We start from the raw sequence: 14769 nt of genomic DNA on the forward strand, positions 1-14769 counted from the left end.
ATCTACACCAACTTTAGGTTTGAATATATTTCGTATTTTAGTATGTACATAATATCTTGCTTAATCAATTTAAGCATCATTATTGTCTCTATGATACCGTTATTTAGAGCAATGAAAATATATAGAAAACAAAAAAAACAAAATCACTTGGTGTGAGTACAGCTTTTTTGCTGGCACTTGATGTCAGCAAAAAAATGGGTCATGCTTCCAATTTATAATTTATAATTTATAATTTATAATTTATAATTTATAATTAATGATATAATGACAATTACCTTGAAAATGATCAACCAATCTATCTATTGAATTTTCTTAGCCAAAGGCCCACCTCTGGTGAGAGGCTGAAGCCTTGTATTTTGAAAAATGGTCATGCATGTAATGTGTTGATGTTTTTCCTTCCCCAGACAGCAATATTAGCCGCTCCAAACGCCCAAAAATCTGGTGAGTTGAGTAGCTGTAAACCCCGCTCAAATTTGTCCAAAGATAATGAGGAGTCTGCCAGCATTTTTTCACGTATTTGCACCGCAGTTAATTCAACGAATTTAGCTGCCGCCCCTCCACCTTGAATGACAGGAAGATCTCCTTCTCCTCCAACTTGCGTCAGTTCCGTTGTAGCAATAATTTTTGGTAGGTTACGCATACAAAAGCCATCTCGCCCAGATGATGTGGCCATTGCATTGGCTAAAGCTGTCATAAACTCACGATATACAGCAGATGAGGAAGTATTTATTGGGAAAAAATCAATGTCTTCTAATAATAATATTCCAGATGGACGAAGTGCATTAATCATCCGTTGGATCACATATTCCAGATTTGATGGTAAATGATAAAGAACCCAACGAGCATGAATAAAATCAAATGATGAGTCCGGTAGTTCCGATTTGAGAATATCATGCTCCCATATTTCAAGATTGGGGAGCTCGATATGCTCAAGTAATGTTGTATTGATATCCGTTGCCACTACACTGCCGCTAGCTCCAACATGCCTACACAACCATTTAGCGATTGAACCATTTCCAGCACCAATCTCCAGACAACGAGAACCTTGGGCAAGGTCAAGCATTTTTATACGACGCTGAGTCATAGGATCTAAATGATGTTCTAATAACGATAAACGATAGCTTGCCTGTCTATAAGAATTATCCAATGTATAACTTGACATAAATAACATCCAATATTGCGTGTGAGTACTATTTTATCGAGCAATCGAATAAAAATAACTTAATTATTTCAAGTGGTAATATTATAATTTGATAAGCCTTGATCTTTTTTGAAGCCTTGGATGTGAGGTGTCTTGCGCAACCCAATTGACAATATATTCAGGATAGGTTAGTGAGAAATTACGCTAAATAACTTTTCAAAATGATAGGAGTACTCCTTACCCCGCGTGACACGCGGGGTAAGGAACACCGCATGCTGATACTCTCACTATTATGAAAAGGTATATAGTATGTTGGCTCTGGAGTTAATTTTTGAGTGTAACCATACAGGGAGTAAATCCGATCATAAGTACAAATGCTGGCTTAATTCTAGGGTAATTAAGCCAGTTTGTTTCAATTATTATCAGTAATTTTTTGCGTTAAATATGCAATCCATTTTCAATGCTCTCAGCAAGCATTCCGGGGTCTCCAATACCTCTAATATTCTTTATAAATGGAAGATCCAGTTTATCAGCCAACTCATCAATATTGATACCATCTTCAATAGATTGCTCGAATGTCAATTTTGTTATCTGGTTCCATAAATTTCCGGCAAACCACGAGCAATTTGTTATAGGTGTGTATACCCCATTCTTCATATCTTCAGAGGTAAGTTGCATCAGTTTTGCCAACTGGTTACTTTCATCTATTAACTTAGGTATAAGTTTCATTTCTATTAGTTCAGGATTTATCGCTTTACTATCAACCTTCACACAGCGCTGAAGGTGGAATTTCCTCTCTGGAGAATCATTGGTAAATTCTGAGTTTTTTACGAAGCCATATCCTGCATGAAAAGCATAGGATGTATTATCTCCTTCTTTTGCACTATTGAAGTAAATAACCCATGCATGACCAAAGCCACCTCCGCCAAAGTCACTTCCCAATACTTTAAATACTTCTCTAATTATTGTGTCTTTCTCACTCCACGGATACTGTTGCCCTATAGCCATCGCTTTTTCTATTATTGGCTTCATATTCGTACGGTCAACCGTTCGATTGGTACGAATACATATTTGTGGATAGCCGACACTTTCATCTCCGAATGGTTGATATTTGTCTGCCTTGATCATAATTACCTCCTTGAGATTGATATATGATAAAAAATAATTTAAATAAATAGCGAGATAAATTGTCACTTAAATACTGATTCTTCCCTTTATTAGAAGAATTCGTATTCTTGAGTAGTGAGCAATTTTTAAAGTTAGACTAAAAAATAGACTGTATTTTATTGCATCAGTTATTAATACATATTCCATTGTTTTATTTAAAAACAGGATTTCTCAATAGTAACTCCTGTTCTTGTTAGTAATATTACAAACTTTATTTTTTATAATGAAATTACCACCACTGTATGACATATATTACAATTACCTCACAATGGATTTATAATACTCAAATTAAACCATAATAAATGAAATTATATCATCGAGTGATTATAAGGATTGCCAAAGTATCAATTTGAAAAATAGAGAAGAGAGCGTTCGCTTGAGATAAATATCAGAGAATGTAAGAAAGGGAGTAATTATTGGGAAGGGATATGCATTCTGTTAATTTAAAGTCATAAACTTCATATGACATGTAATCATTCTAAATAAACATGATGTAATTCAGAAGTCATATATCGCCATTTTTATTGGATATAAATTAAATAATATATAACCAATTGAGATTAATTATACCTTCATGATTTTTCACTTGTTTATTTTATAAATCATCTATACTTGATTCAGATAATAAACATTGAAGGTATGTAATCATGGTAGCAAAAAAACTACTTATAATAACTTTGGCCACTCCCTTCTTTATATATGGTTCATTAGCAAAGGCTGATACTCAGACTTTCGGCATAGGATATTCAAATAGTCAAATATCAACGCCAGCTAATACCTATCTTGATGGAGTTAATGTCCATTATCGTTATGAATGGGACTCGCCAGTCAGTATTATAGGTACATTCACTCATATGAGAGGTAGCACAGATCAAGTCGTAAAATATACAAATTCAGCCTCTGGAAATCATCAAAACACACAATTTGAGCAACCAGTCGCGTTTAAGTCAAAATACTTTTCCCTAATGGTAGGCCCCGCTTATCGTATCAATGATTATCTGAGTATTTATAGCCTAATCGGTATTGCTCATGTAACAAATCGTGCACATAAAACCGCCATAGATACTAATGATGGAGCTAATTCTGGTGATTTTGATATTTTACCGGCTGCTGATGAAACGCTGAAAACGAATGAGCTTGCTTATGGTGCAGGTATTGAAATTAATCCGGTGAAAAACTTCAGCGTTTATCTTGCCTATGAGGTTACTACGTCAAAACATGCTCCCAGAGGATCGCGTAACGAGGGCGTTAACAACTATATCAATGGATTTAATGTCGGCGTAGGGTATCGGTTTTAAGAAAAAATGTGTGGTAGTGCTTTAGTGTTTATTCACTTTTACAGAAACAAAGCGCTATTCAGGGCTAAATATCCTTTAATCCTGAATAGTACTTGTGACTTTATGAATTCCCCGTCGCTTGCGGCGGGGAATTAAACCCTGAGAGATTAAAGGTATTGACTTAGATTATAATGAAGGAAGCTCAGATAACGGCCAGCGCGCTTTCACCGTTACACCTAAATTGTTCTTTGTTCCGTTAGTCAAACGGATCATTCCAGCCAATGCGATCATTGCCCCGTTATCAGTACAAAATTCAGGGCGGGCGTAAAAAACTTCACCATGCAATTTTTCTGCCATATTTTGCATTCTGATACGCAATGTACGGTTTGCACTCACCCCTCCTGCCATAACCAACCGCTTGAAGCCAGTCTGCTCCAATGCCCGTTTACATTTTATGACCAGAGTATCAACAACAGCCTCTTCAAATGCGTGTGCAATATCTGCTTTGGTTTGTTCATCCTGTTCAGCATCACAGCCCGCTACATGATTACGAATCGTATTCGCTGCAAACGTTTTCAAACCAGAAAAACTGAAATCCAGCCCCGGACGATCGGTCATTGGACGAGGGAAAACAAAACGCCCTGCTTTACCTTGCTGCGCTATACGAGAAAGAACAGGCCCCCCGGGGTAATCCAGACCCAGTAATTTTGCCGTTTTATCGAAAGCTTCACCCGCTGCATCATCAATCGACTCACCAAGCAGAGTATACTTGCCAATACCTGTCACGCTAATAAGCTGAGTATGACCACCAGAAACCAGTAAAGCGACAAAAGGAAATTCAGGTTTATTCTCTTCCAGCATAGGCGCTAATAAATGCCCTTCCATATGATGAACAGGAATAGCGGGTACATCCCATGCAAACGCCAGTGAACGACCAATAGTCGCTCCAACCATCAATGCCCCCACTAAACCGGGGCCTGCGGTGTAAGCAACAGCATCAATATCTTTACTTGTCAGACCCGCTTCTTTCAAAGCCGCCTGAATCAGAGGAACTGTTTTACGGATATGATCACGGGATGCCAGTTCAGGCACAACTCCACCATAATCGGCATGTAGTTTTACCTGACTGTACAATTGATTGGCTAGCAGGCCGGATTTGTCATCATAAATTGCGATTCCAGTTTCATCGCAGGACGTTTCTATACCTAAAACTCGCATTGTACTTGTTATCTCGTCACGGTAGTTAAAGCAAATAATTAAAGCGGAGGCCAGTGTATCACTATCTATTTATTACCACATCTGTTTACAACCACTATTCAGTTAGACTCCATTAGTTTTCGGGTATGCATATTTAACGCAATGACAGGCAATAGGTTCCATTTACATGCTGACTCTTTGCTCTGTTTAGTCTATAATCAGTCCCCTACTTGAATATCCAGTGTGGTTAAGTGAATAACGTCGGCCCGGATTGCTTGTTTTGCGTACAAAAAAGCGACCTATAACCTGCGACGTTGTGTGTTTCAATTTTCCACGGCCCTTTACAAAGCCGTGCTCATTGAAGTAAAATTCCGCACCATTTTAAAGACGGCTGGCACTATCACGCCAGCGACAAACCCGATTTCTATTGAGGTGAGAGGCACATGCCAGTAATTAAAGTACGTGAAAACGAGCCATTTGACGTAGCTCTGCGTCGCTTCAAGCGTTCTTGCGAAAAAGCAGGCGTATTAGCAGAAGTTCGTCGTCGTGAGTTCTATGAAAAACCAACGACTGAACGCAAACGCGCTAAAGCATCCGCGGTTAAGCGCCACGCTAAAAAGCTGGCTCGTGAAAACGCACGTCGCACTCGTTTGTACTAATCTTTGCGGCCCGTCCGCAAAGTGTTTGTTTTAACAAACAACTGCAGTTAAAGGCCGTGCTTTCTCTGAGAAAGCGCGGCTTATTCTCGTTCATCAACAGGCGTAAAAGGGCTTATGGCTGGACGAATTCCACGCGCATTTATCAATGACTTGTTAGCAAGAACCGATATCATTGATCTAATTGATGTCAGAGTGCCTCTCAAAAAGAAAGGTAAAAACCATCAGGCGTGTTGTCCTTTTCATAATGAGAAAACCCCTTCATTTACTGTTAATGGCGATAAACAGTTTTATCATTGCTTCGGGTGTGGAGCCCACGGTAACGCCATCGATTTCTTAATGAATTATGACAGGTTAGATTTTGTCGAATCCATTGAAGAACTGGCTACAATGCACGGGCTGGAAGTCCCTTACGAAGCAGGCTCAGGCGGCGGGCACATCGAACGTCACCAACGGCAAAATCTTTATCAGTTGATGGATAAACTAAACAGTTTCTATCAACGTTCACTGACGACACCAAACGGACAGGCCGCCCGGCAATATCTGACCAGACGCGGGCTCAGTGAAGAGGTCATTCAGCGTTTTGCAATCGGCTTCGCCCCTGCAGGGTGGGATAATGTCCTGAAGCAGTTTGCCCATAATACCGAAGACCGCAAGCAGTTAAGCGATGCAGGGATGCTGGTCACGAATGATAACGGCCGCACTTATGACCGTTTCCGTGAACGTATTATGTTCCCTATTCGTGATCGCAGGAGCCGTGTCATTGCATTTGGAGGCAGAGTCTTGGGGGATGCACTTCCCAAGTATCTGAACTCACCGGAAACGGAAATTTTCCATAAAGGCCGCCAGTTGTATGGTCTTTATGAAGCGCAGCAAAGCCACAATACCCTTTCTCGGTTATTGGTGGTTGAAGGTTATATGGATGTCGTCGCACTGGCTCAGTTTGGCATTGATTATGCAGTAGCCTCGTTAGGAACATCGACGACAGCCGAGCACGTTCAGCTACTTTTCCGGACAACCGATAGTGTTATCTGTTGTTACGATGGAGACCGTGCAGGCCGCACTGCCGCATGGAGGACGCTGGAAACAGCATTACCTTATCTGAATGATGGCCGGCAATTACGTTTTATGTTCTTGCCTGATGGCGAAGATCCAGATTCACTAGTACGCAAAGAAGGGCGGGAAGTATTTGAACAGAGAATGGAAAAGGCACTGACTCTGTCTGAATTTCTGTTTGATTCACTATTGTTACAGGTTGATTTAAGTACCCCAGAAGGGGCAACTAAGCTTAATTCACTTGCGATGCCACTGATTAGTCAGATTCCGGGCGAAGCGTTGCGGCTTTACCTGCTAAAAGAACTTGGGAAACTGCTGGGCATACCTGATACTACACAATTGGAACGATCTTTAGCAAAGCTTGTCAAAAAAGATACCAATACTTATCAGGCGCTAAAACTGAAACCAACGACAATGCGCATACTAATCGCATTACTGGTACAGAACCCGCATTTAGCGACATTAGTCCCTTCATTACAGGGAATGTTTTCTGCTCAGGTAGCGGGATTACCGCTATTTATTGAGCTTGTCGACACATGCCTTGCTCAACCGGGGTTAACAACCGGTCAACTTTTGGAGCAATATCGCGATAATAAGTACGCAAAACAGCTTGAAAAACTCGCCGCATGGAACGATATACAAGTAGAAGAAATTGCTGAAAAAACGTTTAGTGATGCGTTAAATCATCTTTTTGCATCAGCGCTAGAAGAACGTTTTAACTTTTTGGTTGCTAAAGAAAGAACTGAAGGTCTGACACCGGAAGAACGTAAAGAAGTCTGGCTGATTTCTGAATCCAGCGCTAAAAAATGAATCCAGAATTTACGGCTTAAGTGCCGGATGAGGTAGGGAGATAGCCCTACAATTGCCGCTATTGAGGGCAGTGGCAATACAACGAAATGCCCCCTAAATGTTATTGTTGGCATATTTGTTTCGCCGACTGACACCAACCAATACTCTGAAGTGTGGATACTGTCTTATGGAGCAAAACCCGCAGTCACAGCTGAAGCTACTTGTCACCCGAGGTAAGGAGCAAGGCTATCTGACCTATGCTGAGGTCAATGACCATCTGCCGGAAGATATCGTCGATTCTGATCAGATAGAAGATATCATCCAAATGATCAATGACATGGGCATCCAGGTGATGGAAGAGGCACCTGATGCCGATGACCTCATGTTGGCAGAAAACACAAACGACACCGATGAAGATGCGGCAGAAGCAGCTGCGCAAGTGTTATCCAGTGTCGAGTCAGAAATCGGTCGTACTACTGACCCGGTTCGCATGTACATGCGTGAAATGGGTACAGTTGAACTACTGACTCGTGAAGGTGAGATTGACATTGCGAAACGCATTGAAGATGGCATCAACCAAGTACAGTGCTCCGTTGCCGAATATCCTGAAGCTATTACCTATCTGCTAGAACAGTATGACCATGTTGAAGCAGGTGAAAGCCGCCTGTCTGATCTGATTACAGGATTTGTTGATCCTAACGCAGAAGAAGATCTTGCACCAACAGCGACTCACATTGGCTCCGAGCTTCCTCAGGAAGAGCTCGACGAAGACGATGATGAAGATGAAGACGGTGAAGATGATACTGACAGTGACGATGATAACAGCATCGATCCGGAACTGGCTCGCCAAAAATTCATGGAATTGCGTGAGCAATATGAAGTTACCCGTCAGTCAATAAAAAGCCACGGTCGCAGTCATCCAAGCACTGCCGCTGAGATTTTGATGCTGTCCGAGGTATTCAAACAGTTCCGTCTGGTACCAAAGCAGTTTGATTATCTGGTCAACAACATGCGTTCCATGATGGATCGTGTGCGTCTTCAAGAGCGTCAAATCATGAAGATGTGCGTTGAACAGTGCAAAATGCCGAAGAAAAACTTCATCACTTTGTTTTCCGGTAACGAAACAACTGAGACATGGTTCACTGCTGCAAAAGCAATGAACAAGCCTTGGTCTGATAAACTGCCGGAAGTTGAAGAAGAAATCATGCGCAGTCTGCAAAAACTGCGTCAGATTGAAGAAGAAACTGGCCTGACCATTGATCAAGTCAAAGATATCAACCGTCGCATGTCAATTGGTGAAGCAAAAGCCCGCCGTGCGAAGAAGGAAATGGTTGAAGCTAACTTACGTCTGGTTATTTCAATTGCCAAGAAATATACCAACCGTGGTCTGCAATTCCTTGATTTAATTCAGGAAGGTAATATCGGCCTGATGAAAGCGGTTGATAAATTCGAATATCGCCGTGGTTATAAGTTCTCAACTTATGCTACTTGGTGGATCCGTCAGGCGATTACTCGTTCTATCGCCGATCAGGCGCGCACTATCCGTATTCCTGTACATATGATTGAAACGATTAACAAACTTAATCGTATTTCTCGTCAGATGCTACAGGAAATGGGGCGTGAACCATCACCGGAAGAGCTGGCAGAACGCATGCTGATGCCGGAAGACAAAATCCGCAAGGTGCTGAAAATCGCCAAAGAACCCATTTCTATGGAAACGCCAGTTGGTGATGATGAAGATTCACATCTGGGTGATTTCATTGAAGATACTACGCTGGAACTGCCGCTGGATTCTGCAACCTCAGAAAGCCTCCGTTCAGCAACCCACGATGTGCTGGCAGGGTTAACTGCGCGTGAAGCGAAAGTCCTGCGTATGCGTTTTGGTATCGATATGAACACCGACCATACACTGGAAGAAGTGGGTAAACAGTTTGACGTAACCCGCGAGCGTATCCGTCAGATCGAGGCGAAGGCTCTGCGCAAACTGCGTCATCCAAGCCGTTCGGAAGTATTACGTAGCTTCCTTGATGACTAATCAAGATATTGACTGATAAGTCTGAAAAGCGCCTGTTTCGACAGGCGTTTTTTATTTGTCACGAGCTTTTTAGCTTTCACGGACAAAAGCCTGACATTCAAATAATGGTTCAAACCCAATACGACGATACACGCCATTACCCTCGTGGGAAGCTTCCAGATAGCATGCTGTTGCGCCTTTTTTCCTAGCGTCATTCAATACATAGATAATTAATGCTGAAGCATACCCTTGTCCCATTTTTTCCCTTACTGTGCTGATATCATCAAGACGGATAATATTATCAAGCCTTGATAGGGTTAAAGCACAAACTGGTTTTTCATCAATATAGAGGACGTAATGTTGCAAGCATTTTCCGGCAATTAATGCAGCCTGATGACATTTCATATACTGCCCGGAGATCGAATCACCAGTCTCAAATGCACTTTTAACCGGGATCATCCAATCAGACAAACGATGATCAACACTCCTGATTTCATATTCAGCGTAACACTCAACCTTCATCTGCCAATTGATTAAATCAAGCTCCATAACCGTTGTGATACTATCAGGATCAAATACAAACCCGGCCTGCTCAATAACCGCTAAAACCTGACGACTGGGCTGCATAGCAACAATCAGAAAAGGCACATTAGATTGCTCTCCAATTAACTGAATCCCTGTTTTCAGCTCCTCTGCTATCTGATCATTTTCATCAACCACCTGTAAAAAATTTAATGCATCAGTTTCAACACCGGTTACATAAACCCGAATACCCGTACCAATATGCCGATATATTTTGCTGATTGATGAAAAAAAGTAATCTTCCAGTTTACGATGGGACAAAACTGAAGTTGATAAGTTATATAGGCTCATATTGTTGAGTCACAAAAATATTTTTATAGGAAAATACAGATATGTTCTCAGATTACAGAAAGAGCAGAACATGCCCGACAAAATTTCAATGTTCAAACATTAATCAAAAACCAGTAAATAACCAGAGAAATTAATCAAAAAGACAATCGACATCACTAAAAAATAGTTGATAGCACTTGAAAATAGTTTAAATCAGTTAAAAGATACTTGTTTTTGTATATAAAATGCGCATATGAATTTTCGGGGCTAGACCTAATGCCACACAGTACCGTATAATCCCCCCACTTCACTGGCCCCTTAGCTCAGTGGTTAGAGCAGGCGACTCATAATCGCTTGGTCGCTGGTTCAAGTCCAGCAGGGGCCACCAGAATTATCAAGGGGTTGCATCAAAAGTGCGACCCCTTAGTTTTTTCTAGGATACCCATAGGATACCTTCTGGCAGTAGCGCGAGGTATAACCAACTAACACCGCTACGGTAATAAGCCGTTGTCGTATTTCTCTCTGTGACATTTATCACATCACTTGAAAATACGATGTTTGCCTTTCTTCTTCCCTAATCGCTACTTGAAATGCAAAACGCCATGATTTCTAAAAATGGCTAAGTTTGAATCTCAATAACTGATGAGTAATTATTCCAGTGGTTTACTGCGAGCATGACGCTCAATTAACTGACCATAAGAATCAAAATAGCGACTCGGCCAGATTTCTGAGGGATGTATTTCGAGATAGTTAGCAATGATCCATTCGCCTTTCGGCCAGGGTCTGCTAAGAGTATTTGCTAGTGTAGATGAACTGAGGCCAGCTTCACGAGAAACAGCCGCTAAGGTTGTACCGCGCTTACGTAATGCAGCAATAATATCGGCTTGATGCCAGTCTTTTGTAACATTGAACATTCCTGCTACCCCTTCCATTAATTGAGAAAATTGATGGTGGCGATTCAGACAGGGTTTGCAATACCGGGAGCTATCGTCCGGCGAGGCCGAAGCCTCCCCCCACCTGAACCGCCATAGAAAATGCGAGCGCAGGCACACTGGTAGAAACATCCTACCAGTGGATAGCTCTTTGCAAGGGTGCTAATCCTTGACCACTAGATTTTGCTAATGGCGGGGCTACTTTAACTGATTGGTTTATCGGACTCAATAAGCGAATCAGTATAAATACTTAACTTTTTGCGTTATATGCTATTAAACAACCTATGCAAGCTGGCACTCTGCTACTCTGGATTCAAGCAAATATAACAGCTAGTTTAGTGCCAGAAGCGGACATAACACACGTCAAGATGTATTTTTAAATAGTGAGCAGATCAACTGTAACTGTTATGCAGTGGAACAAACGTGATACGCAATCACTCCAAGAAAGTGGTTGTACTTTATTTACTACTTTTTAACAATTAGCTATTTAATCTTGCTCAAATATTTTTTCAAGAACGCTTGGGTCATAACCTTTACATGTTGTACAGGGGTTACAGTTAATATAAGATTCGCCGTACAAAAATCGTTCACGATTGGGGGCGTTAGCCAGCATATCAAGGATTTGTTTTTTTGAATATTGTATTTCAAGTATGCGAGCAAATACAAACTCCGGATCTTTGACTAAATCAAATGTGATCAGTTTTAGCTCTGAAACGACCTTGATAGTTTTAACATTATCATATGGTTCACCTATAGAATGATCGCATTTTTCTATATCTCCACAACAAATGTTACATCTTCCATCAAAACTTTCACACTTAATATCATTATATTGCTGTCCGGTTCTGTGGTCGCAGTCGACGGGATCTTCGTTACATATGGAACAACTATATTTTTCAAATCCTCTCAAGCTGAAACCAAAATCCTTATGTAACAGCATATTGGGGCAATCGGTATAATAGTATCCATTCATGAATTTCAGTTCGCACTGATAGTTTTGCTCTAAATACCTGCCTAACCTGAGCTTTGTATATGGTCTTCCCCTGTATTGCAAGAGAGCTTTTCAGACAAAAGAACAAGGTAGCTTACGTATATCCGGCCTACTGGTGAAGTGGCATGACTTCTGGCCTTGATGAGGCATTCGCACGCTCCGTCCTTAACGCTTAAACGGCTTTTATCGCCTAAAAGCTCAACAGGTTTTCGGGGCGTCGGTTTGACCTGTTTTTTATCATCTTCGCTTTCTTAACAATGCATGACTTTTGGGAATATCTTCAATTTCTATAACACTAATCGTATGTAACTTTGCATTAACCGTTTTCCAGACTAACCCCCTTAGGGATATAGGTTTCTTGCCGGGAAATAATGGCCCAAGCAATCCGTGTCAACTTATTGGCCAGTGCAACTACAGTACGGTTAAACCCTCTTTTTTTCGCAGTCGATTAATCCAAAGACTCAGCGTATCTGTTTTATTGGCAGCCCGGCTAACCACGGACCGTGCTCCCTGAATTAGCATGGCTCTGATATAACCGTTACCACATTTTGTAATACCCAGCAATATCTGTCGGCCTCCCGTGCTAAATTGCCGGGGAACCAGTCCCAGGGCCGCTGATGCATCGCGTCCCCGTCTAAATTGTTGTCCATCCCCCATCCAAACTTTGAATAACTGACTCACTAGGGGACCAAATCCGGGAATAGTTTGGAGCCGTTGACAAACCGCATTTTTCTTTACCTGTATTCTCAATTCACTGTCATACCAGGTTATCTCTTGTTCTAAGGTCACTAAACGTGCATATTGACGCTGCATCAGTATTTTTAACTTTAGCGTCATAGCAGGATCACCGTCTTCCAACAAGCTCGGTAAAAGATGATGCAGAGCAGAGGCACCTTGTTTCAAAATAATGCCATATTCAGCCAGCAATCCGCGGATGTGATTGATCAGCTGCGTCTTCTCTTCTACCACCCCTCGCCGCATTTTCAGAAAAGTTTGCTCATCTTGCTGTTCAAGGCTTTTTACTCTCACCGGACGGATCGTACCATGCTGGAAGGCTTCAGCAATTGCCTGAGCATCATTATAGTCATTCTTTTGCTTACGCTGATAAGCTTTAACATGCTGAGCAGGGAGAATTAGCACCTGGTGTCCGAGTACCTGGATTTCCCTTGCCCAATGGTGAGCCGAGCCACAGGCTTCCAACGCGACGATGGCCACGGTTTGCTGAGCCAACCATCTCAGCAGTTCCCCACGGGATAATCGTTTCTTCCCTGCCGGGTGGCCTTCCTTATCAAGAGTAAAAAGATAAAAATGTGTTTTTGCCAGATCGATTCCAATGATTTTTCCTTTGTTCATGATCTTGCCCTCTTTAATGAAGTTAAGCAGGAAAATAGGCGCTCTTATTCTGGCTCAGAGCGCTATTGTTGAGGAGGGGAAGACCATCTCATCGCTTAAGAGAAGGGAACTAAAGTGCCTGAGGCACGATCAAAGTTTTTGCTAAAGAAAACAAAATCGTGGAGATCCTCAGGCATGTCTAATTTAGAAGAACTTTACTGCTGCGTCGATGACTTTTGCCAAAAATTTATCCCTTTCTGGCATCAACAATTTACCGAGAATGGATTACGCCAACGTAAGCGCTCCTCTTCCCTTTCTCTCAGCGAGGTCATAACGATTCTCATTTTATTTCATATGAGCCATTACCGGAATTTTAAATGCTTTTATATTGAGCATGTTACCCTTTATCCGCACAAGGAATTCCCGAGGTTAGTCAGTTATACCTGAAGGCTTACGTTGAAAAAAAGAGCACTGATTCCCCTGTACACATTCCTGTCATTACGTAAAAGCCAAACCGCAGGCATTGAGTTTATTGACTCAAGCAAAATAGAGGTCTGCCATAACCTGCGTATTCCCCTAAACTGGGTCTTTGACGGTGTAGCCCGCCGGGAAAAACCAGTACCGCATACAAAATAATTCAAATTTGTTTTATTTGGGTATTAATTGAGAGCAAAAAATACTCATGTATTAGCTCTGGGAGAATACGGACGGCTAAATCAATCTTTGTTGTTTATTCTCGTTCGTGATTGCTTCGCTATCCGTATTTCCCCTGTGATTTTCAGACTCATTTTACTCATTTAGAAACATTTTTCCTGCGTGTCGGTTAGGTTCACCGTTCCGTGGTGCGTCAGATAATGTGTAGCAGAGAGAGCATTGTGTTTAGTTTTTGCAGGAGTTCGCTGCGTGCTCAGCACGGCGATGGTTTACTCCCCGTTCAGCGCCTGATTCAATCAGGATGAACGCCGCATTATTCGTGACGTGTGATATCTCCTTTCTTTACTGCATCGGCCTGTTACAAGGCATGGGTGAAAAACAAACGAAATAAGTGAATTAAGGCAGAAAATGCCAATGAAAAGTTAGTGACACTGAGTAAAACGGGGTTCAAATAGGTCGTAAAGCCAGACCGAACGTGCTCTGGACGTTGACGCTTGGCGGCGTCACTTGGTAATCGCTTCGCTTTAACGCAAGTGACGCCGCGAAGTTTTCGGAACGTTTTTCGTGCGTAAATCAAAGCGTGGGTAAAGATCGTGCAAGGTAAAATGGTTAAGGTGAACGTGGCAAGGTTACTGCCCTATGTGTGTGATAAGCCGGTGCATAAAGAAACCGGGAAACTTTCATCGTCGATACTTTGGTTATTTATTCGAC

11 protein-coding genes, 1 tRNA gene and 1 pseudogene are annotated in these 14769 nt (G+C 41.7%); 6 read left to right on the top strand and 7 right to left on the bottom strand.

What is annotated here, in order from left to right; all coding sequences use genetic code 11:
- Positions 1-367: 367 nt before the first annotated feature.
- Together AAC855_RS11345 and AAC855_RS11350 are read right to left on the bottom strand one after the other, a co-directional pair.
- Positions 368-1162, bottom strand: coding sequence for a class I SAM-dependent methyltransferase (locus AAC855_RS11345; RefSeq protein ID WP_340609694.1), 795 nt, complete (start codon positions 1160-1162; stop codon positions 368-370).
- Positions 1163-1579: 417 nt separating this feature from the next.
- Positions 1580-2269: a hypothetical protein gene (locus AAC855_RS11350; RefSeq protein WP_340609695.1), complete on the bottom strand. Its 690-nt coding sequence runs from the start codon at positions 2267-2269 to the stop codon at positions 1580-1582.
- A gap of 686 nt (positions 2270-2955) precedes the next feature.
- Between AAC855_RS11350 and AAC855_RS11355 the strand changes: the two genes are divergently transcribed.
- The gene (locus AAC855_RS11355) at positions 2956-3606 is read left to right on the top strand and encodes an Ail/Lom family outer membrane beta-barrel protein (RefSeq protein WP_340609696.1); all 651 of its coding nucleotides are present in this window, start codon (positions 2956-2958) and stop codon (positions 3604-3606) included.
- A 165-nt stretch (positions 3607-3771) separates the two neighbouring features.
- Here AAC855_RS11355 and tsaD read toward each other — a convergent pair whose 3' ends face one another.
- Positions 3772-4803: a tRNA (adenosine(37)-N6)-threonylcarbamoyltransferase complex transferase subunit TsaD gene (gene tsaD / locus AAC855_RS11360; protein WP_340609697.1), complete on the bottom strand. Its 1032-nt coding sequence runs from the start codon at positions 4801-4803 to the stop codon at positions 3772-3774.
- Positions 4804-5225: 422 nt separating this feature from the next.
- Here tsaD and rpsU point away from each other — a divergent pair, with 422 nt between their 5' ends.
- The 3 genes from rpsU to rpoD all read left to right on the top strand — a co-directional run bounded on the left by rpsU (position 5226) and on the right by rpoD (position 9318).
- Complete coding sequence (rpsU, locus tag AAC855_RS11365; protein WP_001144069.1) at positions 5226-5441, top strand: 30S ribosomal protein S21; 216 nt, start codon at positions 5226-5228, stop codon at positions 5439-5441.
- A 114-nt stretch (positions 5442-5555) separates the two neighbouring features.
- The gene (dnaG, locus tag AAC855_RS11370) at positions 5556-7304 is read left to right on the top strand and encodes a DNA primase (RefSeq protein WP_340609699.1); all 1749 of its coding nucleotides are present in this window, start codon (positions 5556-5558) and stop codon (positions 7302-7304) included.
- A 166-nt stretch (positions 7305-7470) separates the two neighbouring features.
- The gene (gene rpoD / locus AAC855_RS11375; RefSeq protein WP_099109706.1) at positions 7471-9318 is read left to right on the top strand and encodes an RNA polymerase sigma factor RpoD; all 1848 of its coding nucleotides are present in this window, start codon (positions 7471-7473) and stop codon (positions 9316-9318) included.
- Positions 9319-9387: 69 nt separating this feature from the next.
- Here rpoD and AAC855_RS11380 read toward each other — a convergent pair whose 3' ends face one another.
- Complete coding sequence (locus tag AAC855_RS11380) at positions 9388-10170, bottom strand: GNAT family N-acetyltransferase (RefSeq protein ID WP_340609700.1); 783 nt, start codon at positions 10168-10170, stop codon at positions 9388-9390.
- 291 nt (positions 10171-10461) lie between these two features.
- Between AAC855_RS11380 and AAC855_RS11385 the strand changes: the two genes are divergently transcribed.
- Positions 10462-10537: transfer RNA gene (locus AAC855_RS11385), tRNA-Ile, on the top strand.
- A 262-nt stretch (positions 10538-10799) separates the two neighbouring features.
- Here the strand turns inward: AAC855_RS11385 and AAC855_RS11390 are convergent.
- The 3 genes from AAC855_RS11390 to AAC855_RS11400 form a co-directional block, all read right to left on the bottom strand.
- Positions 10800-11063: a helix-turn-helix domain-containing protein gene (locus AAC855_RS11390; RefSeq protein WP_340609701.1), complete on the bottom strand. Its 264-nt coding sequence runs from the start codon at positions 11061-11063 to the stop codon at positions 10800-10802.
- A gap of 505 nt (positions 11064-11568) precedes the next feature.
- Positions 11569-12054, bottom strand: a complete 486-nt coding sequence (locus AAC855_RS11395) for a hypothetical protein (RefSeq protein WP_340609703.1) — start codon at positions 12052-12054, stop codon at positions 11569-11571.
- Positions 12055-12483: 429 nt separating this feature from the next.
- Entirely contained in the window at positions 12484-13425 is a 942-nt protein-coding gene (locus tag AAC855_RS11400; protein ID WP_340609705.1) for an IS110 family RNA-guided transposase, read from the bottom strand.
- Between the two features lie 174 nt (positions 13426-13599).
- Between AAC855_RS11400 and AAC855_RS21620 the strand changes: the two are divergent.
- Positions 13600-14019 (top strand): annotated as a pseudogene (locus AAC855_RS21620) (transposase); the annotation flags it as partial.
- Between the last annotated feature and the right edge of the window lie 750 nt (positions 14020-14769).

This window comes from Xenorhabdus bharatensis (assembly GCF_037996705.1).
Classification (GTDB): Bacteria; Pseudomonadota; Gammaproteobacteria; order Enterobacterales; family Enterobacteriaceae; genus Xenorhabdus; species Xenorhabdus bharatensis.

Excerpts from the sequence above, each read along its gene's own strand:
- AAC855_RS11345 (WP_340609694.1), bottom strand. The coding sequence starts at position 1,162 with ATGTCAAGTTATACATTGGATAATTCTTATAGACAGGCAAGCTATCGT.
- AAC855_RS11350 (WP_340609695.1), bottom strand. The coding sequence starts at position 2,269 with ATGATCAAGGCAGACAAATATCAACCATTCGGAGATGAAAGTGTCGGC.
- AAC855_RS11355 (WP_340609696.1), top strand. The coding sequence starts at position 2,956 with ATGGTAGCAAAAAAACTACTTATAATAACTTTGGCCACTCCCTTCTTT.
- tsaD (WP_340609697.1), bottom strand. The coding sequence starts at position 4,803 with ATGCGAGTTTTAGGTATAGAAACGTCCTGCGATGAAACTGGAATCGCA.
- rpsU (WP_001144069.1), top strand. The coding sequence starts at position 5,226 with ATGCCAGTAATTAAAGTACGTGAAAACGAGCCATTTGACGTAGCTCTG.
- dnaG (WP_340609699.1), top strand. The coding sequence starts at position 5,556 with ATGGCTGGACGAATTCCACGCGCATTTATCAATGACTTGTTAGCAAGA.
- rpoD (WP_099109706.1), top strand. The coding sequence starts at position 7,471 with ATGGAGCAAAACCCGCAGTCACAGCTGAAGCTACTTGTCACCCGAGGT.
- AAC855_RS11380 (WP_340609700.1), bottom strand. The coding sequence starts at position 10,170 with ATGAGCCTATATAACTTATCAACTTCAGTTTTGTCCCATCGTAAACTG.
- AAC855_RS11390 (WP_340609701.1), bottom strand. The coding sequence starts at position 11,063 with ATGTTCAATGTTACAAAAGACTGGCATCAAGCCGATATTATTGCTGCA.
- AAC855_RS11395 (WP_340609703.1), bottom strand. The coding sequence starts at position 12,054 with ATGAATGGATACTATTATACCGATTGCCCCAATATGCTGTTACATAAG.
- AAC855_RS11400 (WP_340609705.1), bottom strand. The coding sequence starts at position 13,425 with ATGAACAAAGGAAAAATCATTGGAATCGATCTGGCAAAAACACATTTT.